The 21,404-nt window shown below is 36.1% G+C and carries 21 protein-coding genes; 13 read left to right on the top strand and 8 right to left on the bottom strand.

All coding sequences use genetic code 11. The annotated features are described in order from the left end of the window. Window positions 1-36: 36 nt before the first annotated feature. Window positions 37-1,092 (bottom strand): DctP family TRAP transporter solute-binding subunit, encoded by a 1,056-nt coding sequence (locus DFR56_RS10125; RefSeq protein ID WP_244916475.1) that lies wholly within the window; start codon window positions 1,090-1,092, stop codon window positions 37-39. A 30-nt stretch (window positions 1,093-1,122) separates the two neighbouring features. After that, complete coding sequence (locus DFR56_RS10120; protein WP_110395320.1) at window positions 1,123-2,400, bottom strand: peptidase; 1,278 nt, start codon at window positions 2,398-2,400, stop codon at window positions 1,123-1,125. Window positions 2,401-2,836: 436 nt separating this feature from the next. Here DFR56_RS10120 and DFR56_RS10115 point away from each other — a divergent pair, with 436 nt between their 5' ends. The 6 genes from DFR56_RS10115 to DFR56_RS10095 all read left to right on the top strand — a co-directional run bounded on the left by DFR56_RS10115 (window position 2,837) and on the right by DFR56_RS10095 (window position 8,739). Continuing rightward, window positions 2,837-3,823 (top strand): 2-hydroxyacid dehydrogenase, encoded by a 987-nt coding sequence (locus DFR56_RS10115; protein WP_110395319.1) that lies wholly within the window; start codon window positions 2,837-2,839, stop codon window positions 3,821-3,823. Window positions 3,824-4,016: 193 nt separating this feature from the next. Further along, complete coding sequence (locus DFR56_RS10110) at window positions 4,017-4,667, top strand: GntR family transcriptional regulator (RefSeq protein WP_110395318.1); 651 nt, start codon at window positions 4,017-4,019, stop codon at window positions 4,665-4,667. A 26-nt stretch (window positions 4,668-4,693) separates the two neighbouring features. Further along, on the top strand, window positions 4,694-6,115 hold the full coding sequence (locus DFR56_RS10105) for an NAD-dependent succinate-semialdehyde dehydrogenase (RefSeq protein ID WP_110395317.1): 1,422 nt from the start codon (window positions 4,694-4,696) through the stop codon (window positions 6,113-6,115). A 13-nt stretch (window positions 6,116-6,128) separates the two neighbouring features. Beyond that, window positions 6,129-7,217 (top strand): tartrate dehydrogenase, encoded by a 1,089-nt coding sequence (locus DFR56_RS10100; RefSeq protein ID WP_110395316.1) that lies wholly within the window; start codon window positions 6,129-6,131, stop codon window positions 7,215-7,217. Between the two features lie 84 nt (window positions 7,218-7,301). After that, entirely contained in the window at window positions 7,302-7,433 is a 132-nt protein-coding gene (locus DFR56_RS23705) for a hypothetical protein (protein ID WP_280523454.1), read from the top strand. 1 nt (window position 7,434) lies between these two features. Next, window positions 7,435-8,739, top strand: a complete 1,305-nt coding sequence (locus DFR56_RS10095; RefSeq protein ID WP_110395315.1) for an aminotransferase family protein — start codon at window positions 7,435-7,437, stop codon at window positions 8,737-8,739. A 278-nt stretch (window positions 8,740-9,017) separates the two neighbouring features. Here the strand turns inward: DFR56_RS10095 and DFR56_RS10090 are convergent, their stop codons facing one another. From DFR56_RS10090 to DFR56_RS10080, 3 genes are read right to left on the bottom strand one after another with little or no spacing between them, the layout of a single operon-like run. Continuing rightward, complete coding sequence (locus DFR56_RS10090; RefSeq protein WP_110395314.1) at window positions 9,018-9,326, bottom strand: MGMT family protein; 309 nt, start codon at window positions 9,324-9,326, stop codon at window positions 9,018-9,020. 15 nt (window positions 9,327-9,341) lie between these two features. Next, window positions 9,342-9,530, bottom strand: a complete 189-nt coding sequence (locus tag DFR56_RS23975; protein WP_425326635.1) for a DinB family protein — start codon at window positions 9,528-9,530, stop codon at window positions 9,342-9,344. Between the two features lie 17 nt (window positions 9,531-9,547). Continuing rightward, entirely contained in the window at window positions 9,548-9,829 is a 282-nt protein-coding gene (locus DFR56_RS10080; protein WP_158525600.1) for a DinB family protein, read from the bottom strand. Between the two features lie 418 nt (window positions 9,830-10,247). On the opposite strand from DFR56_RS10080, the gene DFR56_RS10075 reads away from it, so the two are divergent. From DFR56_RS10075 to DFR56_RS10050, 6 genes are all read left to right on the top strand, one after another. Then, window positions 10,248-11,972: an ABC transporter ATP-binding protein gene (locus DFR56_RS10075; RefSeq protein WP_110395311.1), complete on the top strand. Its 1,725-nt coding sequence runs from the start codon at window positions 10,248-10,250 to the stop codon at window positions 11,970-11,972. After that, on the top strand, window positions 11,965-13,767 hold the full coding sequence (locus DFR56_RS10070; protein ID WP_110395310.1) for an ABC transporter ATP-binding protein: 1,803 nt from the start codon (window positions 11,965-11,967) through the stop codon (window positions 13,765-13,767). Before DFR56_RS10075 ends, DFR56_RS10070 begins: the two co-directional genes overlap by 8 nt. A gap of 439 nt (window positions 13,768-14,206) precedes the next feature. Continuing rightward, the gene (locus DFR56_RS10065) at window positions 14,207-14,929 is read left to right on the top strand and encodes an alpha/beta hydrolase (RefSeq protein WP_110395309.1); all 723 of its coding nucleotides are present in this window, start codon (window positions 14,207-14,209) and stop codon (window positions 14,927-14,929) included. A 165-nt stretch (window positions 14,930-15,094) separates the two neighbouring features. Beyond that, window positions 15,095-15,613, top strand: a complete 519-nt coding sequence (locus DFR56_RS10060) for a YjcG family protein (RefSeq protein WP_110395308.1) — start codon at window positions 15,095-15,097, stop codon at window positions 15,611-15,613. Next, the gene (locus DFR56_RS10055; RefSeq protein WP_110395307.1) at window positions 15,613-16,035 is read left to right on the top strand and encodes a GNAT family N-acetyltransferase; all 423 of its coding nucleotides are present in this window, start codon (window positions 15,613-15,615) and stop codon (window positions 16,033-16,035) included. The genes DFR56_RS10060 and DFR56_RS10055 overlap by 1 nt, the downstream gene beginning before the upstream one ends. 228 nt (window positions 16,036-16,263) lie before the next feature. Then, window positions 16,264-16,980, top strand: coding sequence for a DUF421 domain-containing protein (locus DFR56_RS10050; RefSeq protein ID WP_110395306.1), 717 nt, complete (start codon window positions 16,264-16,266; stop codon window positions 16,978-16,980). Between the two features lie 180 nt (window positions 16,981-17,160). Here DFR56_RS10050 and DFR56_RS10045 read toward each other — a convergent pair whose 3' ends face one another. Further along, window positions 17,161-17,421, bottom strand: a complete 261-nt coding sequence (locus DFR56_RS10045) for a hypothetical protein (protein WP_110395305.1) — start codon at window positions 17,419-17,421, stop codon at window positions 17,161-17,163. 211 nt (window positions 17,422-17,632) lie between these two features. Between DFR56_RS10045 and DFR56_RS10040 the strand changes: the two genes are divergently transcribed. Next, a complete protein-coding gene (locus tag DFR56_RS10040) occupies window positions 17,633-18,088 on the top strand; it encodes a CotY/CotZ family spore coat protein (RefSeq protein ID WP_110395304.1) in 456 nt (151 codons plus the stop codon). A gap of 257 nt (window positions 18,089-18,345) precedes the next feature. Here DFR56_RS10040 and DFR56_RS10035 read toward each other — a convergent pair whose 3' ends face one another. Further along, window positions 18,346-18,741, bottom strand: coding sequence for a CotO family spore coat protein (locus tag DFR56_RS10035; RefSeq protein ID WP_158525599.1), 396 nt, complete (start codon window positions 18,739-18,741; stop codon window positions 18,346-18,348). A 366-nt stretch (window positions 18,742-19,107) separates the two neighbouring features. Then, a complete protein-coding gene (locus tag DFR56_RS10030; RefSeq protein ID WP_110395302.1) occupies window positions 19,108-21,093 on the bottom strand; it encodes an LPXTG cell wall anchor domain-containing protein in 1,986 nt (661 codons plus the stop codon). Between the last annotated feature and the right edge of the window lie 311 nt (window positions 21,094-21,404).

The following is a 21,404-nucleotide window of genomic DNA, read 5'->3' as shown; positions in this document are numbered from 1 at the left end:
CAAAGATGTACTTAACCAAACCACTAGTTGTATTATTTATTTAGAATAGGAACGAGCAAGTTCCATTAAATCAGCACCAATATTTTCTTCATATTTTTCAAAAATTGGCTCTGCTGCATCTATAAATGCTTTCTTTTGTTCCGGTGTCAGTTCATTCACTTCCATATGTTCTTCAATATTTACCATTCCATCTTCATCTTGCTGTCTTGCAATTTCACGTTGGTGATCCATGGATTCAAGTGCAGATTCTTTAATAATTTCTTGGAAATCCTCTGGTAAACTTTCAAAAAAGTCACCATTCATAAATCCAACAGTTGCTGTATAAGCATGATTTGAAATCGTTAAATAATCTTGCACTTCGAAAAAGTTCATTTGATCGACTAAATTAATAGGGTTTTCCATTCCGTCGTAAATATTTTGTTGTAATGCACTATATAGCTCACCAAATGCAAAAGGTGATGCATTAGCCCCATATTCATTGAATGTATCGATATGGACCTCGTTTTCCATTGTTCTAATTTTTAATCCTTCTAAATCTTCCGGGGTTTCAATTGGTCTTTTACTATTAGAGAATTGACGCATTCCAGTTTCTCCATAAGCTAAACCAACTAATCCAATTTCAGGTAATCCATCAAGTAATGTTTGTCCAAGTTCGCCGTCTAATGCTTCATATGCTGTATCATGATCCGGGAAAATAAATGGTAGATCAAGCGCTAAAAATCGTTTATCAAATCCAGCTACAGGAGCTGACGCTGTTACGGTCATTTCAATATTACCTGCTTGGGCTGCTTCAATTGCTTCACGTTCTGATGCATATAGTTGTCCATTAGGGAATAGTTCAACTACTACTTCACCATCGGTCTTCTCTTCCACTAACTCTTTAAATTTCTCCATTCCCATATGTGTAGCTCCGCTCTCAGGTGTTGTATAAGTTACCCCGATTTTATATTCTCCAGAGCCAGAAACTGTTTTTTCATCATCAGATGATCCTTCCGTTTCCGTTTTCTCGTCATTGGAAGCACCTAACGTACATGCAGCCATTATCATCATCATTAAAACTAAACTAATCGTAAATAGAAACTTTTTAATCAATATGTATCTCCCCTTTTAAATTAATTATGTTTATTTTGATCCCGCCGAAATTTCGCACCAATCGATAATTGCTAAAGCGATAATCTCTGCAGTTTTAAACAACTTATCAAGTTCAACATATTCATCTGTAAAATGCGCCATGCTCGTTGTACCCGGTCCAAACACAATCGAAGGAATTCCACCTGCTTGAGTAAGTAATCCACCGTCTGTACCCCATGTTGAACCTGCAATAATAGGTTCTTCGTTCTCAACTTCGATATATTTTTCTTTCAATATGTTTAACATCGGATGATCAAGATCACATCCCCCTGGAGGCAAGTGAATTCCACCCCATTCTACTGTTGCCGGATGATTTTCAAACCAATCATCTTTATGTTTCAAATCATCAAGCATTTTAATGAACTCTTCTTTCGCTTCTTCAATCGTTTCCCCTGGGGCGACACCGTAACGTCCTTGAATCGTTGCCTTTTCTGCTACTGCAGATGGGAAATATCCTCCATTAAATTGGCCAATATTTATTGGAATTGGTATTGGGTTATCTTTATAAAGTGGATCTTTTCGTAGCGGTTCATTTCGCTTCTCTTCTAAATTCATAATTTCTTCAAATACGGTCCACCCTTTTTCAAGTGCACTTACTCCTTCATATCTAGTACCACCATGAGCAGAAACCCCTGTTACTGTTACTTCAAACCAAAGAGACCCTTGTTGCTTTGGAAAAATTCTCATTTCACTCGGTTCTGGAATAATCGCAACATCCGCTTTATATCCTCTTTGAATTGCAGCTAAAGTACCAGCACCACCTGTTTCTTCCTCGATAACGCTTTCATAAACTACATCACCTTTTAATTGAATCCCTAAATTAATAATCGTTTCTAGTGCAATTAACGTGGCGATATTTCCGCCTTTCATATCGGTTGTACCTCTTCCGTACAATTTCCCGTCAACTACATCTCCAGAGTAAGGGTCATATGTCCATTTCTTTTCATCTCCTGCCGGAACGACGTCAATATGACCATTTAAAATAACAGATCGCCCATTTTCTGTCCCTTTTAATATACCAACAACATTTGGGCTCCCTTCATAATTATCCCTAAGCGGATTGAAAAATTTACTTTTAATTAACTCATCATAATCAGGAATCCAAACATCAACTTCCAAACCTTTCTCCTTTAAACGGTCTGCCATTAATGTTTGAGCAGCTAATTCATTTCCAGTTGTACTAGGTTCTTTTACGATTTTTTGTAAAAATGCAATATATTCATCTTGATGATTTTTAATGTTTTCTTTTATTCTTTCATGCAAATCCATACGTATAATCCTCCTAAAACTTAACTTCCATATGCTAACTTCAGCCTATGAATGCGCTTTTATGAAAATCATCCCTCCTTCTTTAAAATGCAACTAATCGATTGTCGACAGTCCACATGTTGTTATTGTGTCTAATCATAGACTACGAATATTTAATTGTCAACAGCATTTTAAAATTCTTGTCGATTTCAGTCACTTTTTGTTCTTGACTACAAAATAGGTCATTGACATTTTTTAAAAATGGTGTCATCTTTAATATGATTTACAAAAGTGCAGGCGGTCCTTTAAGCTACATTTATAGTGTGTTTTGGCCTTTCATCATTGTTGTATGCTAAGCCCGTTCTCTACTTAATCAAAGAGCACATATTATAAGAAAGCGGGTCGAATAATGCTACTGCTTGACACTTTAACGAATGAAAAGGAGTGTACCAAATCAATGGAGAAAGTTATTGCCTATACAAGAGTTTCTGAACAAGTCAGAAAAAGTTTAGCCCAACAATATGATGTCATTTATTTTGAAAACGATGAATATATAGATGATCCATCATTTGTACAAGCACTTCAAGAAGCATCAGGTATCATTGGCTTAGAATTAAAAGTAACAAAAGAACTTCTAGATCTAGCACCAAACTTGAGAATTGTTTCGAATGTTTCGGTTGGTTATGACAATCTAGATATCAATGAATTAACAAAACGAAAAATAATAGCGACAAATACACCAGGGGTACTTACAGATACTGTTGCGGATGCAGTGATGGGAATGATACTTGCAACTGCAAGAAGAATTCCTGAACTAGATAACTTCGTAAAAAATGGAGAATGGAAACAATATTTACAGCTCGAACATTTCGGGACAGACGTACACCATAAAACAGTTGGAATTATTGGAATGGGCGGTATCGGAGAAGCAATTGCCAAAAGATGTCATGCTGGATTTGATATGGATGTGCTTTACTTCAATCGTTCTCGTAAAGTGGAAGTTGAACAAAAGTATCATGCTACTTTTTGCAACTTACATGAAGTATTAGAAAGATCTGACTTTGTTGTGCTTATGGTTCCATTAAGCCCACAAACAGAAAAAATGATCGGTGAAAAAGAATTTAACCAAATGAAAAAAACAGCAATCTTTATTAATGGTTCGCGCGGTAAAAACATTGATGAGCATGCATTATATAATGCTTTAAAAAATAGAACGATTCAAGCAGCCGGTATCGATGTTTTTGATGTAGAACCAGTCGAACCAACTAATCCATTACTAACGTTAGACAATATAGTTACCCTCCCACATATTGGGGCAGCAACGAAAGAAAATGAATTAGCTATGTCAACATTAGCCGCCGAAAATTTAATTGCTGGGTTAACTGGTGAACAGCCAACGAATGTAATCAATTCAGAACTTTTCCAAATAATGCAACGTAATTGACATTATGAAAAGTTCATTTTATACTTATTGAAGTGTCGACAATCGACTTTAATTGTTCAAATCACATGTTAAATTCTTTTTTAGCAGATAAGAAAGGGAAAAACTTTCTTACTGCATAGGTGCAACTAAGGCTTTCGCCATTAAAGGCATAGAGAAAAGCCAAGTTTTCTAAGAAAGGAGTGTATATGTTAGAATGAGTCATCATATTGCGAAAGAATCTTTAGGTGAGCTCGTTGCCGAACAATTAAGGCGGAGTATTTGGAACCGAGAATTTGAATTTGGCGAACGCCTAATCGAAAGCGACTTATCAGAAAAATTTGATGTAAGTCGAAATACAATTAGAGATGCATTAAAAATTCTTGAGTATGAAGAAATGGTTATTAGTAAACCAAGAAAAGGCACATATGTCTCCCAATTTTCCAAAAATGATTGGCAAGAAATTATTGAATTAAGATCGATGGTTGAATCATTTGCTTTTGTAAAAGCGCTACCATACCTTGAGGAACAACATTTTCAAGACTTAGAAACAATTTTAGAACAAATGAAAGTGCAAACAGAAAACCAAAACTGGAGCGACCTATTTGATTTAGACATGAAATTTCATCGTTATGTCCTTAATATGTCTGGCAACTCTAGAGTGATCAAGTTATATGATTCAATTCAAGTACAAATTAGAACTTTCCTTTTACATCTTGACAAATACTACTCTAGTCATCAATCTTTTTACGATGAACAAAAGGAGTTACTTGATGCATTAAAAACGAAAAACCCAAAAATAGTAGATGAAAAAATTCGCACACATATTGAGTATGTTGAAGGTCAATTTCTTGGGGATGTTGAATAACATTTTAATCAAATTGAGGTGATTACATGAAAAATTTATTATACATCAATGGACAATGGATTGGTGAGGAGTTAGAAAAAGTGCCGGTTCATAACCCAGCAACAGGTGAATTAGTTTCAGAAGTGCCAAAAGGCGGAAAAAAAGAAGCACTACAAGCAGTCGATGCAGCAGAACAAGCTTTTGAGGAATGGTCTAACCTAACTGCATACGATCGAGCAAACATACTAAAAACGTATTATAATTTGTTAATTGAGCATGAACAAGAATTAGCTGAGCTAATGACAAAAGAAATGGGAAAACCGTTAACTGAGGCAAAAGGCGAAGTTCATTATGCGGCAAATTATATCGAATGGTATGCAGAACAAGCGAAACGAATTTACGGAGAAACGATCCCTACTCATGATCCGAATAAACGTCTCCAAGTTTGGAAAAAACCTGTCGGTATTGTTGCAGCAATAACACCATGGAATTTCCCGGCAGCTATGTTGACGAGAAAAATGGGTCCAGCTTTAGCTGCAGGTTGTACAGTAGTTATAAAACCTTCGAGTGAAACACCGCTAACAGCTATTAAGTTAGTTGAGTTAGCTGAACAAGCAGGCTTTCCGAAAGGTGTCATTAATATTGTAACAGGCTCATCACGAGAAATTGGCGAAGTTTTCTTAACAGATGCACGTGTAAGAAAAGTCACTTTTACTGGCTCAACAGAGGTTGGAAAAGTATTAATGAAACAAGGTGCAGATACGATGAAAAAACTCTCTTTAGAGTTAGGTGGTCACGCACCAATTATCGTACTAAACGATGCAGATATCGATAAAGCTGTTCAAGGTGTCATGGCTTCCAAGTTTAGAAATACTGGTCAAACTTGTGTTTGTGGGAACCGTGTCTATGTACAGTCTGAGGTTTATGAGACTTTTGTCGAAAAATTTACTGAAAGTGTTAAACAGTTGCAGGTCGGTAATGGGCTAGAAGAAGGGACTAATATCGGACCATTAATCAATCAGGCCGCCGTTGAAAAAGTTACCGAGCATGTAGAAGATGCAGTCAAAAATGGAGCAACCGTCGTAGTTGGCGGAGAGCAACCTGCTGAACAAGGGAATTATTATTTACCAACTGTAATTAAAGATGCAAATGCTTCTATGTTAATTATGAATGAAGAAACATTTGGTCCTGTAGCTCCTGTGCAGAAATTTGATACGGTTGAAGAAGCGATCAAGCTGGCAAATGATACTCCTTATGGATTAGCTGCTTACGTATTTACTGAAAGTGTGTCAGCTGGAACGAAAGTAGTCGAAAAGTTAGATTTTGGTATAATCGGTTGGAATGATGGCGCTCCATCAGCAGTTCAAGCTCCATTTGGTGGAATGAAAGAAAGCGGGCTTGGGCGTGAAGGTGGACACCAAGGAATAGATGACTTTTTAGAAATGCAATACGTGTCAATTGGCGTGTAGGAAAGGAGGAACTATGGATAATTATAACATCGCATTAATACCTGGAGACGGTATTGGTCCAGAAGTGGTTGATGAAGGAGTAAAAGTTTTACAAGCAATTGAAAAGCTAGATTCGAGTCTTTCGTTTTCTTTTACCGAGTTCCCTTGGGGATGTGAATATTATCTTGAGCATGGAAAAATGATGGATGAGGATGGCATTGATCGACTAAAAGAATTTGATGCTATCTATCTTGGAGCTGTCGGTTATCCAGGCGTACCAGATCATATTTCGTTATGGGATCTTTTATTACGAATTCGCAAAGAGTTTAAACAGTATGTCAATCTACGCCCAATTACATTATTAAATGAATCATTAACACCATTAAAAGATAAAACAAAAGAAGATATTGATTTTCTAGTTATCAGAGAAAATAGTGAAGGCGAATATGCTGGGGCTGGCGACTGGTTATTTAAAGGAAAACCTGAAGAGGTCGTTTTACAAACGGGAGTGTTTTCTCGTAAAGGAACGGAACGAATTATTCGTTATGCCTATGAGGAAGCGCGCAAACAAAAGAAAACATTAACGAGCATTAGTAAAGGAAATGCATTAAATTATTCGATGGTGTTCTGGGATGAAGTATTTGAAGAAGTCGGTAAAGAATACCCTGACGTTGAAACGTATTCTTACCTAGTTGACGCGGCTAGCTTATATTTTGTCTCAAATCCAGAACGTTTTGAAATTGTAGTTACATCTAATTTATTCGGTGATATTTTAACAGATATTGGAGCGGCCATTACTGGTGGTATGGGACTTGCAACAGGTGCGAATGTGAACCCTGAAAAAGAATTCCCTTCCATGTTTGAACCTGTGCATGGATCTGCACCAGATATTTCTGGCAAAGGGATTGCCAATCCACTTGCATCCATTTGGTCTGTTAGTCAAATGATGGACTTTTTCGGGCAGGAAAAATGGGGAGCGGTAATTTTAGATACCATTAAAGAGATGTTAAATGAAACTGAACATCTTACACCCGATTTGGGTGGGAAAGCATCCACTTCCGAATTAGGTAATCGTTTTGTTGAACTACTTACCGAGAATGCAAAAAAACTAGGCATACGTTAAAGAAAACACACCGAGTGACAAGCCGTTAGGCAATGGCAGAGGTGATGTTGCACTTATGTAAGTAAACTAGCGGGGAGCTAGTTTATGACGAAAGAAAACACACCGAGTGACAAGCCGTTAGGCGATGGCAAAGGTGATATTGCATTTGGCAGTAAGGCGTTATCCTTCCTTACTTGTCAAAAAGAAAAGATTAATAGAATAATAGGAGGAAAATAATATGACAAAAGTAGAACAAAGTGTGAAAGATGAATTAGTACAATTAGACAAAAAGCATTTCATTCATCCGACTTCCAATATGAAACAACTTCAGGAAGACGGTCCGGCTTTTATTTTTACAGAAGGTGATGGCATTTATTTAAAAGATGTAGAAGGTAGAAAGCTAATGGATAGTTTATCTTCTCTTTGGAATGTCAATATTGGCCATGGTCGAAAAGAAATTGGTGAAGTTGCCAAAGAACAAATAAACAAACTTGCATTCACTTCTACATTTAATAATTGGAGCCACGAGCCAGTCATTCGTCTTGCAGCTGAAATTGCAGAGTGGGCACCTGGCGATTTAAATGCAACATTCTTTACATCTGGTGGGTCGGAAGCAAATGATACAGCCTTTAAAACAGTGCGCCATTACTGGAAAGTGATGGGGCAACCAGAGAAGAAAAAAATCATTTCTAGAAAACTATCATACCATGGAGTAGCAATGGGAGCGACAAGTGCAACAGGTATCGAACAATTCCATACGTTTACAACATCGATTGCACCAGACTTCCATTATGTCGATAGTTCGATTGAAGCACTGAAAGAATTAATTGAAAAAGAAGGTGCTGACACAATTGCAGCATACATTTCTGAGCCAGTGCAAGGATCTGGTGGAGTAAACTTACCTCCTGAAGGTTATTTTCAAGAAGTGCGAAAAATTTGTGATGAACATGATATTTTATTTATTGCCGATGAAGTGATTTGTGGTTTTGGTCGACTCGGAACAAATTTCGGAATCGAACGTTTCGGTGTCACTCCAGATATAATTACGATGGCTAAAGGTGTAACAAGTGGTTATGCACCACTTGGCGGAATGATTATTTCGGAGCGAATTCACCAAGAAATCATTGAAAAAACGGAAGGAAACTTCTGGCATGGTTATACGTACAGTGGTCATCCTACTGCTGCAGCTATTGCACTTAAAAACCTTGAAATCATTAAAAATGAAAATCTAATCGAACATGTGAATGTTGTTGGCAAGCAAATGCTTGAAGGTTTTGAATGGATTAAAGAACAACACGATAACGTTGTAGATGTACGTGGAATTGGCTTACTAGGTGCGATTGGTATTGAAAGAGCGTCCGAATCTGTAGATCCAATTGGACCAAAAGTTGTTGCAGAAGCATTGAAAAAAGGGCTCATTTGTCGCTCAGTTGTATACAATGGCCAAGATACCCTTGCGTTTGCACCACCATTCCCGATTACGAAAGAACAAATGGATGAAATGATCATTATTGTCAACGAATCAATAAAAGCTGTTAAGTAAATTTTTACAAGGCGCACAGAATGAACGACCTCCTATCTTAAGGAAGTTCATTCTGTGTGTTTTTACGTGTAGTAGTTCTTTATTCACTAGCTGGAAACAAAAACGCAAGCGCTCTTACAGGCTAAAAGCGCGACGTCCTGGGACTGCGCTTACTCGTCCCAACGTAAAGATTTGAACTAGCCCCTGTGCGTCGAAGCTAAACGTAGATAATTTCGTAAATAAATTGTATCCACAAGTAGATTCAACTATCATTTCCTAGACAGCAAGAAACTTTAAAATCACTCGAAATTGTCTGGAGGAACCCACTGGTACTTATGTAAATCCACTCTATCATTTTCATCAAATATAACACCTTCCACTTCAAGCATCTCCTGTTGCTCACTTCCCGTTAAAGATATTCTTCCCTGCGCATTGATTACTCGATGCCAAGGAAGATGATATTTTTGACTCATGGAATGAAGTAACCAGGAAACTTGTCTTGCTCCTTTCGGGTTTCCGGCTGCTTTTGCAATTCCCCCATACGTCATCACTCGACCTGGAGGAATCGATTGAATCATTTGAATAACCCGTTTCGTGTATACATCCACTATGATGAACTCCTTTTACCATTCTAATTTCTCTTTAACCTCTTTTATTTGCTCGATATGACGCCTTTCATGCCAACCAATAAATGAGATCCATTGTGATAAATTCAACATGTTAAATCCAGGGTGAGGCATTGCTTTCTCTTTCAGTAATTCTTCATCTGTATGCTGAACAAACTTTATTAATTTCTCCCTTGATGCCGCCAGTTTTTGTGTTAATTCTTCTAATGATTGAAATGTTTCGCTCGGCTGTACAGCCTCGGGTGCAGTACTTTGTATTTTCGGTTTACCGTTAAATGAATCGGTTTGTCATCGACAGTAGTTTTCCTAGCGTTTACCAGTTCTTTTTCCATTGATCGGACAATACTTATTTCCATTAAATACAAATGCTCTATGATTTGGTTAATCGACCACTGATCTTCCCCGGGTTTTTTATGTAACATTTCTTTCGTTATTCCTTCTACTTCTTTTAATAAATCGATACGTGCTTTCTCATTGTTCTTCACCATTCCACCCCTTATTTAGAAGATTTGGGTACCGAAAACTATTAATGGCACAAACGAAAGTTGCACTTATGCAATAAGATAGTTATACTTTCTTCTTTACCAAAAAAATTCAAAAGTTATTTTCATTCTATCAGTTTGATCGTCTTTATGGAATAAGAAAATGGCTTTCTTCCCCTCTTCCAAACCACTTCTTTGAACTCCTTCTTACATTATGATTATAATTAAGGTAATATATTTTTATAGAGGTTGTTCAAAAAGTCCAAAAAAAATGACACATCGAATTTCTGCGTTGGCTTGCCTTTCCGGTACTCAAGTATGTAAAAGCATACGCTCCGTTCCTCAATGCTACGCCGCCTTGAACTTCTCGATCCTTTTTAACGGCCTTTTTGAACACGTACTTATAGTTGGGAGGAAAATCGTGAAGACTATTCTTTCGTTTTTAAAGCCTTATCGACTTCCTATTATCATTGCCTATAGTCTAACTTTATTAGAATTAGCTGCTGACTTGCTCTTCCCACTTTTTCTCGGACTAATGATCAATGATGGAATTTTGCATCAAAACAGTGAAAACATCGTCTTTTGGGGAAGTATTATGTTAGTACTTACGGTTATTACCTTTGTTGGTGGAATTATTAATTCATATTATTCTTCTCATGTTAGCGCATCTTCCGCTTACGATATTCGAGAAAAATTATTTGATCAGATTCAACGATTTACATTTGAACATTTGAGTAATTATCCTACATCTACACTTGTTACAAGGTTTACAAATGATGTTCGCCAAATCCAAAATACCATCTTTATGGGACTTAGAATTATGGTCAGAGCCCCATTAATGGTCATTGGTAGTATCGTGATGGCATTAATCGTTAATATCAAAATTTCATTAATTTTTCTCCTTACTGTTCCGCTTCTTATCGGATTTTTATATTGGGTCTTAATAAAAGGAAGTAAGATGTTTACGAGTGTTCAGGAGCGAGTCGATCAAGTAAATAAAGTGATTCAAGAGAATATTGCTGGTATGCGTATCATTAAAGCATTTGTGCGTAGGGATTTTGAAGTGAGCCGTTTTAATAATGCAAATGAAACATTAGCTCTCGAAACACAATCCTCCTTTCGTTTCGTTGAGGCAACGATGCCTATTTTATTATTTGTGATGAATATTAGTTTGATTTTCATTTTATGGTTTGGGAACTTACAAACAATCGTTGGAACGACAACTGTCGGGGACGTCGTAGCAATTGTTAACTACGCTCTTAGAACAGTAATGGCAATGTCGATGTTTACCTTTATTGCCCTCGCCTTTTCACGAGCAAAAGCGTCCGCAGAACGACTTGAACCTATTTTAACGGAAAAAGTTGATCATCATAACTCTGAAGTAGAAAAGCAATCGCAAATTACTACTGGAAAAATAGCATTCAAACAAGTTTCTTTTTCCTATCCGAACGAAAAAACATCTGTTTTAAACGATATTTCATTTAAGGCAGAGCCAAAAGAGCAGATTGCCGTAATTGGTTCAACAGGTTCAGGGAAAACGACATTATTTCAATTAATTCCTCGTCTTTATCGTCCTGAGTCCGGAATGATTTATTTGGATAATGTTCCAATTACTCATTTTTCAGATGAAGACTTAAGAGGAAATATCGGCTATGTTCCACAAAGTTCATTACTTTTTACAGGAACGATTGCAGATAATATTAAGTTTGGTAAAGAGGATGCAACAAAAGCTGAAGTGATTCAAGCGGCAAAGGATGCGCAAATTCACCATACGATCGAATCTTTTCCAAATAAGTATGACTCTGTGGTTGGGCAAAAAGGGGTTAATCTTTCAGGTGGACAAAAACAACGAATTTCGATTGCACGGGCACTTATCCGTAGACCGAAGATTTTATTATTTGATGACAGTACAAGTGCACTCGATTTAAAAACAGAGTCCCTTTTACTTGATGCACTCCGTCAGTATAAATGTACGATATTGATCATTACTCAAAAAATTACAACAGCAAAGCGTGCTGACCGAATCCTGCTCATTGATCATGGTCAAATATTAGCATACGGGTCACATGAAAAATTACTTACAACATCAGCCCTATATCAAAACATTGTCGAATCTCAATATCAAAAGGAGCTTCCATATGTCTAGTAGTCAACTAAAGCAACCTTTTCAATATGAAAAAATAACTTTATCCTCTAAAACAGATAAAATAAAAGGAAAACGTGCGAAAAATACGTCTAAAACGATAAAACGAATAGGTACTTATTTGGTTGCAGAAAAAGGGAAACTGATCCTCGTTATTTTGATGGTTCTGTTAAGTTCCGGGCTAGGCTTATTGGGTCCATATTTAGTTGGGGTAGCAATTGATGAGTTTATCGTAACGAAACAAAGTGCCGGGTTAGCTTATTTACTTATCTGGCTACTCATCATTTTCATACTCCACTCTGCTTCGGTATTTTTACAAAACTTTTGGATGATTGGTATTGCTCAAAACACTGTGTATACATTACGAAAACAAATTTATAACCAATTTCACCGCTTACCGATCTCGTATTTCGATGTTAGACAACAAGGTGAATTAATGAGTCGGGTAACGAATGATATTGATAATATTAATAACACATTAAATCAATCAGTCATTCAAATTTTAGCAAGTATTATCACCCTTGTTGGTACGGTTACGGTGATGCTATTATTGAGCCCTATTTTAACGTTGATTACAATGACCATTATACCACTCATGTTTTTTGCGATGCGCTGGATTACGAAACGAACAGGTCCCTTATATAAAATGCAACAAAATGATTTAGGCGAATTGAATGGATACGTCGAAGAAATTGTTTCTGGTCAACAAATTGTGAAAGTATTTTCCCAAGAAGAGCGTGCAATCCGAGAATTTAAAGAACGTAATGAACAGTTAAAACATTCAGGATTTTGGGCACAAACAATTGCCGGATATATTCCAAAAGTGATGAACACACTTAATTTTTTAAGTTTTGCATTCATCGCCTTATTCGGTGGTATCCTTGCTATTAAAGGACATATTACCGTCGGGGTTATCGTTATTTTTACCGAATATGCCCGCCAATTTACAAGACCATTAAATGAGTTATCAAATCAATTTAATATTTTGCTTTCTGCCGTTGCAGGTGCGGAACGAGTTTTTTCCGTATTAGATGAAGAGGTGGAAGAAGTCGATGAAACGGGAGCAAAAGAACTTACATCAGTGGTCGGCCATGTTACATTTGAACATGTATCTTTTTCTTATAGTAATACGGAAGTTCTATCCGATATTAGCTTTGAAGTGAAACCTGGGCAAACAGTCGCTTTTGTCGGTCATACAGGTGCAGGGAAAACGACGATCGTCAACTTACTATCTCGTTTTTATCATTATAATAGTGGAAAAATTATGCTCGATGGCATCGAATTAAAAGATATTAAACGATCCAGTTTACGATCCCATATGGCGTTTGTATTACAAGATACATTTTTATTTCAAGGAACAATTAAAGATAATATTCGCTACGGTAGGCTGGATGCCACAGATGAAGAAGTCATTCACGCAGCAAAACAGGCGAATGCACATAGTTTTATTGAGCGACTACCAAATGGATATGATACAATAATCGACCAAGAAGGGAGTAGTATCAGTCAAGGACAAAAGCAACTTCTTACTGTTGCAAGGGCAATGATTGCAGAACCATCGATGTTAATTTTGGATGAGGCAACGAGTAATATCGACACAATTACGGAACTAAAAATTCAAGAAGGTCTAAAACGACTCATGAAAAACCGTACTAGTTTTGTTATTGCCCATCGGTTAAATACGATTCAACAAGCAGACCAAATTATTTTACTTGAAAATGGAAAAATTGTTGAACAAGGAACTCATGAACAATTAATCAAAAAACGCGGAAAATATAATGAATTATATAGTAAATAACTCAACTTTCGCAGAGCGAAATTAACAAAAAACCTTCGTAGAATGAAGTGGGATGAAGCTACAGTGCTGAAGTTGACTTTAGATTAACTGTTTATTTTAAGTAGTCTGTTAACATCTAAACTCTACCTACTCTTTACGTTAACTTTGTTGCTAATTATTACACACTTGAACGAAACGGTGCAATAACTGCTTGGTCTACCGCTACGGAAGACCAACATAATTCGAGATGCGCCATATAATTGCGAAGAATCGCCATATATTTGCTAAGATGCGCCATATAATCGTGGAGAATCGCCACATAATCGCTGGGATGCTTCATAGTCGCAAAGAACCGCCATATATCCTCTTAGATGGCGCGTCATTGTTGTAAATGTACATGTTTATCTGCACTCATTTTATTGGTGCGAAAGTTGAGTAAATAAAATAACGAGGTGTAAGGATGGCTAGAAAAGGCAATATGTATGATAAAGAAATAATGAGTGATTTTTTAAATGAAAAGATGCTGATCAAAATATATGAACCAAAAGAATTTAATTCGCTTTATGAAAATACTGTCTGTATCATGCAAGATGGAGATGATTATTTTCAACTCGGTCGAATCGCAACATTAAGTGATAAACTTCATGACAATGATGAAATTACTAATACAACTTTTGTTGGCATCCATTATATCGATCGTTATGATCGTTTGAAAAAGTATCATCCGGATGGAGAACAATTTGAAGCATATAAGCAATTTTTAACGAAAGAAGTTGTGCCTCTTTTAGATGAAAAATTACCGATTAATCCTCTTGGTACGATTAGGGCTTTATTAGGTGATTCATTAGCTGGAACAATTGCCTTAATGACAGCATTAGAGCAACCGGCAACGTTTCATAAAGTAATGATGCAATCACCCCTAGTAACTGATACCGTCTTTCAGATGGCAAAAACTGTAGACAATAGACGCTTAGAAGTATATCATTCCATTGGGTTAAATGAACTTGCTGTCCCGACAACCAAGGATGGCCAGGTCGATTTCCTTACCCCTAATCGGGAACTTGCACATATTTTGCAACAATCATTGTCAAACTACGAATATGTGGAAATAGAAAATGGAAATCATACTTGGAAATACTGGCAAAAGGAATTGCCAAATGTGTTAGCTAAGATGCTTTCCTAACATATATTAGTATATTATACCCTTTTGGATTCCCTTTTTATTTGTTATACTATGAAGACAATGGCACAAAGATCGATGAATGAACGACAGAAAAATTTAGTTCATTTTCTATAAAATAAAGAGCCAATAGATCCGGAAAAATATATTATAAATGGAGGTTTTATGATGAAATATGGAATTGTAATCTTTCCATCGAAAGAAATTCAAGATGAAGCAAATGCCCTTCGTAAAAGGTACGATCCACGATATGCACATATTCCACCACATATTACGTTAAAATCTGCGTTTGAAATGGACATTCCATTACGCGATACATTAGTAACAGAAATTAAAAAAATAGCGAATGAAACGAAACCATTTACCATCAATATAAATAAAGTAAGTTCCTTTGCACCAGTGACGAAAACGATTTACTTTAAAGTAGAACCAATCCCTGAACTATCGGAACTTCATGAGAAATTGCACACTGGAAAATTTCCTCTTGATCGCGAACATGCCTTTGTTCCACATATAACGATTGCACAAGACTTAGTAGAAGATGAGTATTCTGATGTGTACGGGAGTCTACGGATGAAAAAAGTCGAACTTGAAGATACGGTTGATCGAATTCAATTATGTTATCAATTAGAAAATGAGACTTGGACTGTCTATGAAACATTTGTGTTTGGTGAGGAGATCGTATGATGAGTACAAGAATTGTAGAAACTGAACAGGAAAAAAATAAAATTTATCACATTCGAAAAACAGTTTTTGTTGAAGAACAACATGTTCCTATTGAAGAAGAGATCGATCAATACGAAGAAGAAGCAATTCATTTTATTTGTTATGAAAAGGATCAAGCGGTCGGAGCAGGACGTTTACGGTTTATCGACCAATGTGGAAAATTAGAACGGATTTGTATTTTAAAACCTCATCGGGGAAAATCGTACGGTAAAGAAATTATAGAAAGAATGGAAAACGAGATCGTAAAGCATGGATATGCAAAAGCAAAATTACATGCCCAAACACATGCAAAAAACTTTTATGAACGGTTAGGTTATGAGGTAGTATCCGAAGAATTTATGGATGCAGGTATCCCACATGTAGCAATGGTTAAACAACTTTAAAAAAGCTTTAAAGAAAAACAGAGGATAAAATAATGTATCCTCTGTTTTTGATTGAGAGCTTCACACATAAGACCACTAAAACATAGTGTTTAATGGTATTCTCTAGCTGAACTCATAAGGGAAGCTTTTTTAACGATACAATTTCTTTCATTCCCATTATATCGAATAAATTTTCCTCTTTGCGATAGTCTATACGTATGATACTTTATCGAGAGAGGTTTTTTATTTATGAATAATATGTTACCAATGCTATATGAAACGTTATTTGGCATTTTAGCATTATTTCTTTTAACGAAATTATTGGGGAAAACACAGATTTCCCAATTAACAGCATTTGACTTTATCGCCGCCATCGTTCTCGGTGAATTAGTTGGAAATGCATTATTTGATAAAAAAGCAGGAATCCTTGATATTGGATTCGTTATATTGCTTTGGGGAGTAGTTCTATATGCGATTGAAATAGTCACTCAAAAATTTAAAGGTTCACGGTTTATTTTGGAAGGAAAGCCAGCGATTATTATTCATAAAGGGGAGCTTATTTATGAAGAAATGCGAAAAAATAAGATCGACATCAATGAAGTACAACAGTTATTACGAATGAAAGATGTGTTTGCGCTACAAGAAGTAGAATATGCGATATTGGAAACAAATGGCGAACTGTCTGTGTTAAAAAAAGCACCATTTCAAACACCGAACAAAAAAGATTTAAATGTTGCTCCGGAAGAGCCACAAATTGCCATGCCGCTCATTATTGATGGTGAAGTGGTTAAAGATAATCTAGCTGAAGCAAATGTAACGGAAGAATGGTTATTAGATGAATTAAAAAGACAAAATTATGATGATATAAGACAAGTCTTTTATGCTGAATGGCTTGAAGGAAAAAAACTTTTTGTTCTTCCATATACGAAAATAAAAAAGAAGCATCTAAAGAAAAAGTATAAATAAAATCTGCTTATTAGCTGACATCACAATTGTAATTATGCATTTTTACCAAATAAACCGGAAAAGTTCGGAATGGGTCACATGTATTCATCGACACAACTTTTCAAGTAATATTCCTTTTATCATCATAAAGAAAGTGTTAAAGAGGGGCGAATTTCTATCTCTCATTAACACTTTTTTTACTTAAACCGTTTCATTAAATTTTCCGCCTTTACCAGTCATTTTAGCCTTTTGTAAAGCATCCATTTGAACATGATCTAATTTTTCTGTACTTTTTTGCCGACTTCCTTTATACATCTGTTTATTTTGAGCATGATATCCTTCATTTATTTTATGAAATACTACTTTATATATGCCCTCAATTTGATGAGGGCTTCCTTGTTCTTTCATTCTGTACTGGTAATTGTGATACGTGTGATGTGTGATCGGTAAAATATACCCCATGTAATCCCTCCTCTTTCATTATATACCCGTTTTAACACATCTTTATTCATGATTTCTGAATATTTCATCCTTTTATTATCCACCATCGATGACTTTTAGTAAATAGTTATTTATCCTTCACCCTTGATGTATGCCTACACAGACTATGCATTCACACATATTCTATTAACGACTACACAAAGTCTATTTGTTTAGAAAGGAGATTTTAATCATGGGTTGCGGAGAAGAGTATAATACGGGAAGCTGCGTTTGTAACATCCTAAAAGAAATTGCTCGCGCACAAAGAGATATTACAGAATTTGAATGCGATACTAGTTGTGAAAGATCAATTAGTGATTTATTAGGTGAAACTGAAGTTCGTAATGGCTTAGATACTGTTCCTGTATTATTATATTGCGAAGATGGATGTAAACCATTCAAAGGGTTTGGCGCACATCCAAGAAATATCGGAAAAATCGTATCAAGTTTCTATTTTAGAGTAAAAAGTGTTTCAAATAATTGCTGTGCGGTGCTTGAGTTATTAAGAGATCCTAATGATAGTAACCATAACCCACACTGTCCTACTGAGCAGCATACTAAAAATTTACGCTCAACAGGAATTTGCATAACCGTAGATGTAAATTGCTTCTGCCATATCACTTGTTTACCAGCAATTTCAGCATTTTAAGGAACACTATAAATAGCACCATCGAATCTTCTCGATGGTGCTATTTTGATGTATAAAAACAGAATCAATCAAATGCGCCTTGGCGTATTTGCGCCCAGATTTTATCGAGCTCCGCTCGATAAATTTCCTTTAAAAATCTGTGGCATCCGGCCGGAGGCTTTAACTTTATTCAGAAGGGTTTGAACCCCCAATGAATGGAATACCAGCATGCATTCATCTCACCACTTACAGAAGTGGGAGACTTCTACTGAATGAAGTTAAAAACCAATCATCTTTATGGATAAAATCTTTTCTTTTTCTACTAATTCATTTTGTCTTCCAAAAATACGTAAAACGATATTCTCCTGATTTTCATCAATGAGTACACCACGATATCTATTTTCATTTGTTAAAACTTCACATCTAACTTTAGGCACTTCACTTGGAATATCGATTAAATATTTTATTTTCTCAGCAATCGTTAAATCTTTAAATGAGTCATGGCCTTCCCTTTTGGATTTAAGACTTTCTACTTGTATTCCATTTTGTTCTTCCACTTTTTCTTTTTCGTCTGTTTTTACACCTAAATAATTTTCTTGCATATACGCTTTCGGTTTTTGAAATATCGGTTGATCAATATATAATAATGGCTCATTGATTCTTTCACTCTCCATATTAATCGCTCCTTTCATAGTGAGTGTGTCACCATTATATGAGCCTATTGTTTAAAATGTGCCTATTTCTAGTTCGTACGAGGAAAGTGAAAAAGTATATATTTCTAGAAAAAAACAGGAAATACTGGAGAAACGCTTTCTAATTTTTTTCACTTAAGGATGGGTCTATGTATAGAGGTTATGCATGATATCGGAAATGATTTGGCTAAATAGGTAAAAAAGACTAATATGGACCATGAATTTTACTGAATCCTACGATTAGGGGCTTATTAAATCTCCTAACTGTCTCCTATCTTGATTCTTTCTTCCCCCAACAATATTAAAAACTAGAGTGCAAGCATAAGCGCACTCTAGTTTTTAAACTAATTAATTGATAGTACCTTTCTTTCTAAAGAACATTAATGAGCCACCTGCCACTACAACAATGAAACCTATTAGTAACATTGTATAAGTGTTTGTTGCAGTTTTCGGTAGGTTTCCACCTTTATCAGAATCAGATGATCCGACAGTTACCTTTGAATCATTTGAACTGTCATCACCACCATCAACTGTCACTTTTACATCGCCACCAGAATTGTCATCAGATCCAGTTCCTCCACCATCGTTAGTAGAACCTTTTCCGTTATCACCAGTGCCGCCTTTATTTCCGCCATTTCCATTGTCTCCACCGGTTCCGTTGTCTCCACCAGTTCCGTTATCGTCATTTCCATCATCGTCACCGAAACCATCATCGTCATATGTTCCGAAAACGAATGGCGCTTTAATTGTTTTTACAATTGTCTCACCGTCACGATAAAGTGTCACAGTTACATCTAAATCTTTTAACTGGTTTAATGATTTACTACTTGTTCCTGTAGCCGTAAAGTAACCTTTCCATCCTGATGCTCCTTCAAGATCACCTAATGTAACTCTTGCTGTATTCCCTTTCCAGCTAATGTCTGCATTACCTAAACTATCATTATACACTGGCTTTTGAATCTTAATATCGTTTGGTACAACAAATTCAAGTTCTACTTTCTCTACATCATCTAAATTAATATTTTTAACCTCGTAGTTAAAGCGGAATCCAAATTCATTACCACTCAATCCAGGATAGTCAGTAATAATTTCACTTTTTGCAGCAAATTTCCATTCAACATCCATATCAGAGAAATCAACTTTCACATATCCTTCAAATTCTCCAATATCAGTATATCCACTGTCAGTAATACGATAAACAGGAATCGTGTTAGATTCTACAACAGCCTTTGAAACCCCAACAACTGGGATACGATACGTAACTTCTTTTTCATCACCTTGTGGTAATTCAGGAAGTTTTAAAGCGACAGCTCTTCCACCATCATCTTTCCTTATGCCTGTCACATTGGAAGGTGAGTGCTCATTCGTAATCACTCTTACATCTTCTGGTAGATCAAATGCTACATAGACATCTTTTACGTTGTCATCAGTTTGATTTTCTGCCTTCACTGTTACATTTAAGAAATGGTATCCTTTGTCTTCATCGAATTCCGTTTTCCCAGTAATTGAACCGTGTAAATCAAGTTCAACCGGGTCTGTCATAACGGAGAAGTCAATTTTTCTTTGGCCTCTAAGTTGTCCAATTTCTTCATATGAGCCTGCGTTTACATCTACATCCAGTAAATACATGTTAAGGTGTGGATCATTATCATCCTCAACACCTGCAAGCGGAATGTCTAAAGTTACCGTTTCACTACCTGATGATTTTACATCTGGAATCTTAACAGCTAGTCCTGATTTTCCAGCAATCCCAATTCGCACTACACCACTTGGTATTTCTCCTTCATCAGACATGTAAACACCATTCGGTAAAGTAAAGGCAACCCATTTATCCTTAATTTCTTGATTCGTATGGAAATTTGTAATTCCTGCTCGTAAATGAAGGACATAATATCCTTTATTGAAATCATATTTAATTTCGCCAGACGCATTTCCAAACACATCTCTAAGATTTAATTCTTCATCTGCGTCATCATTTTCTTCCTCTTCCGTTGCGGACTCTTCCTCTTCTGCTCCTTCATTAGCAGTCGTTTCTTCCTCTGTTGCATTATCTGTGGCATTCGCTTCTGCTTCTTCTGCTTCATTTTCTGCCTCAGCGTTATTATCGTCTTCCTCTACTGCATTTTCTTCCTCTGAAGTGGCTTCGTCTGACTTAGACGTTTCTTCGCCTTCGCCTGGTTCTTCAGTTGCCTCTTCTGTATCTGTAGTCTCATCTAATGTAGTCTGATCTGTCTCGTCAGTTGAGTCCTCTTCTATTGTTTCAGCAGCAATTGTTGCTACTGGAGAAAATGCTAATAACAATACAAGACCCAATGTAGACATTTTTTTTAACATGTATGTCATCCCTCCTATAATTTTTTGCCAGCCTTCGCGTGACAATATTTGACTATTTATGTCACCATTTCTATAAAGCTAGGCTTAGTAAGTACACGACTAGTGTAAGCAATTAACAAAATCGCCACAAGTGTAGATCATCACGATGAATTCAGCTTATATTTATGTAAGTTTTTTCCATAAATAGTCCAATTGAATTAGTTAGTAAATAGTAAACTTATACTTTTTAGTCATTACTAAATCATTCAAGTAAAATTTAATGGTTATTTATGGGTATATTTTGGTTGTTTAATCCTTTTACATAATTCGGC

It is taken from the genome of Pseudogracilibacillus auburnensis, assembly GCF_003201975.1.
GTDB classification, from domain to species: domain Bacteria; phylum Bacillota; class Bacilli; order Bacillales; family Amphibacillaceae; genus Pseudogracilibacillus; species Pseudogracilibacillus auburnensis.
This window is presented reverse-complemented; position numbering and strand designations above follow the sequence as displayed.

Coding starts and splice junctions, on each gene's coding strand:
- DFR56_RS10120 (WP_110395320.1), bottom strand. CDS start 2,400: ATGGATTTGCATGAAAGAATAAAAGAAAACATTAAAAATCATCAAGAT.
- DFR56_RS10115 (WP_110395319.1), top strand. CDS start 2,837: ATGGAGAAAGTTATTGCCTATACAAGAGTTTCTGAACAAGTCAGAAAA.
- DFR56_RS10110 (WP_110395318.1), top strand. CDS start 4,017: ATGAGTCATCATATTGCGAAAGAATCTTTAGGTGAGCTCGTTGCCGAA.
- DFR56_RS10105 (WP_110395317.1), top strand. CDS start 4,694: ATGAAAAATTTATTATACATCAATGGACAATGGATTGGTGAGGAGTTA.
- DFR56_RS10100 (WP_110395316.1), top strand. CDS start 6,129: ATGGATAATTATAACATCGCATTAATACCTGGAGACGGTATTGGTCCA.
- DFR56_RS23705 (WP_280523454.1), top strand. CDS start 7,302: ATGACGAAAGAAAACACACCGAGTGACAAGCCGTTAGGCGATGGCAAA.
- DFR56_RS10095 (WP_110395315.1), top strand. CDS start 7,435: ATGACAAAAGTAGAACAAAGTGTGAAAGATGAATTAGTACAATTAGAC.
- DFR56_RS10070 (WP_110395310.1), top strand. CDS start 11,965: ATGTCTAGTAGTCAACTAAAGCAACCTTTTCAATATGAAAAAATAACT.
- DFR56_RS10065 (WP_110395309.1), top strand. CDS start 14,207: ATGGCTAGAAAAGGCAATATGTATGATAAAGAAATAATGAGTGATTTT.
- DFR56_RS10060 (WP_110395308.1), top strand. CDS start 15,095: ATGAAATATGGAATTGTAATCTTTCCATCGAAAGAAATTCAAGATGAA.
- DFR56_RS10055 (WP_110395307.1), top strand. CDS start 15,613: ATGAGTACAAGAATTGTAGAAACTGAACAGGAAAAAAATAAAATTTAT.
- DFR56_RS10050 (WP_110395306.1), top strand. CDS start 16,264: ATGAATAATATGTTACCAATGCTATATGAAACGTTATTTGGCATTTTA.
- DFR56_RS10045 (WP_110395305.1), bottom strand. CDS start 17,421: ATGGGGTATATTTTACCGATCACACATCACACGTATCACAATTACCAG.
- DFR56_RS10040 (WP_110395304.1), top strand. CDS start 17,633: ATGGGTTGCGGAGAAGAGTATAATACGGGAAGCTGCGTTTGTAACATC.
- DFR56_RS10035 (WP_158525599.1), bottom strand. CDS start 18,741: ATGGAGAGTGAAAGAATCAATGAGCCATTATTATATATTGATCAACCG.
- DFR56_RS10030 (WP_110395302.1), bottom strand. CDS start 21,093: ATGTTAAAAAAAATGTCTACATTGGGTCTTGTATTGTTATTAGCATTT.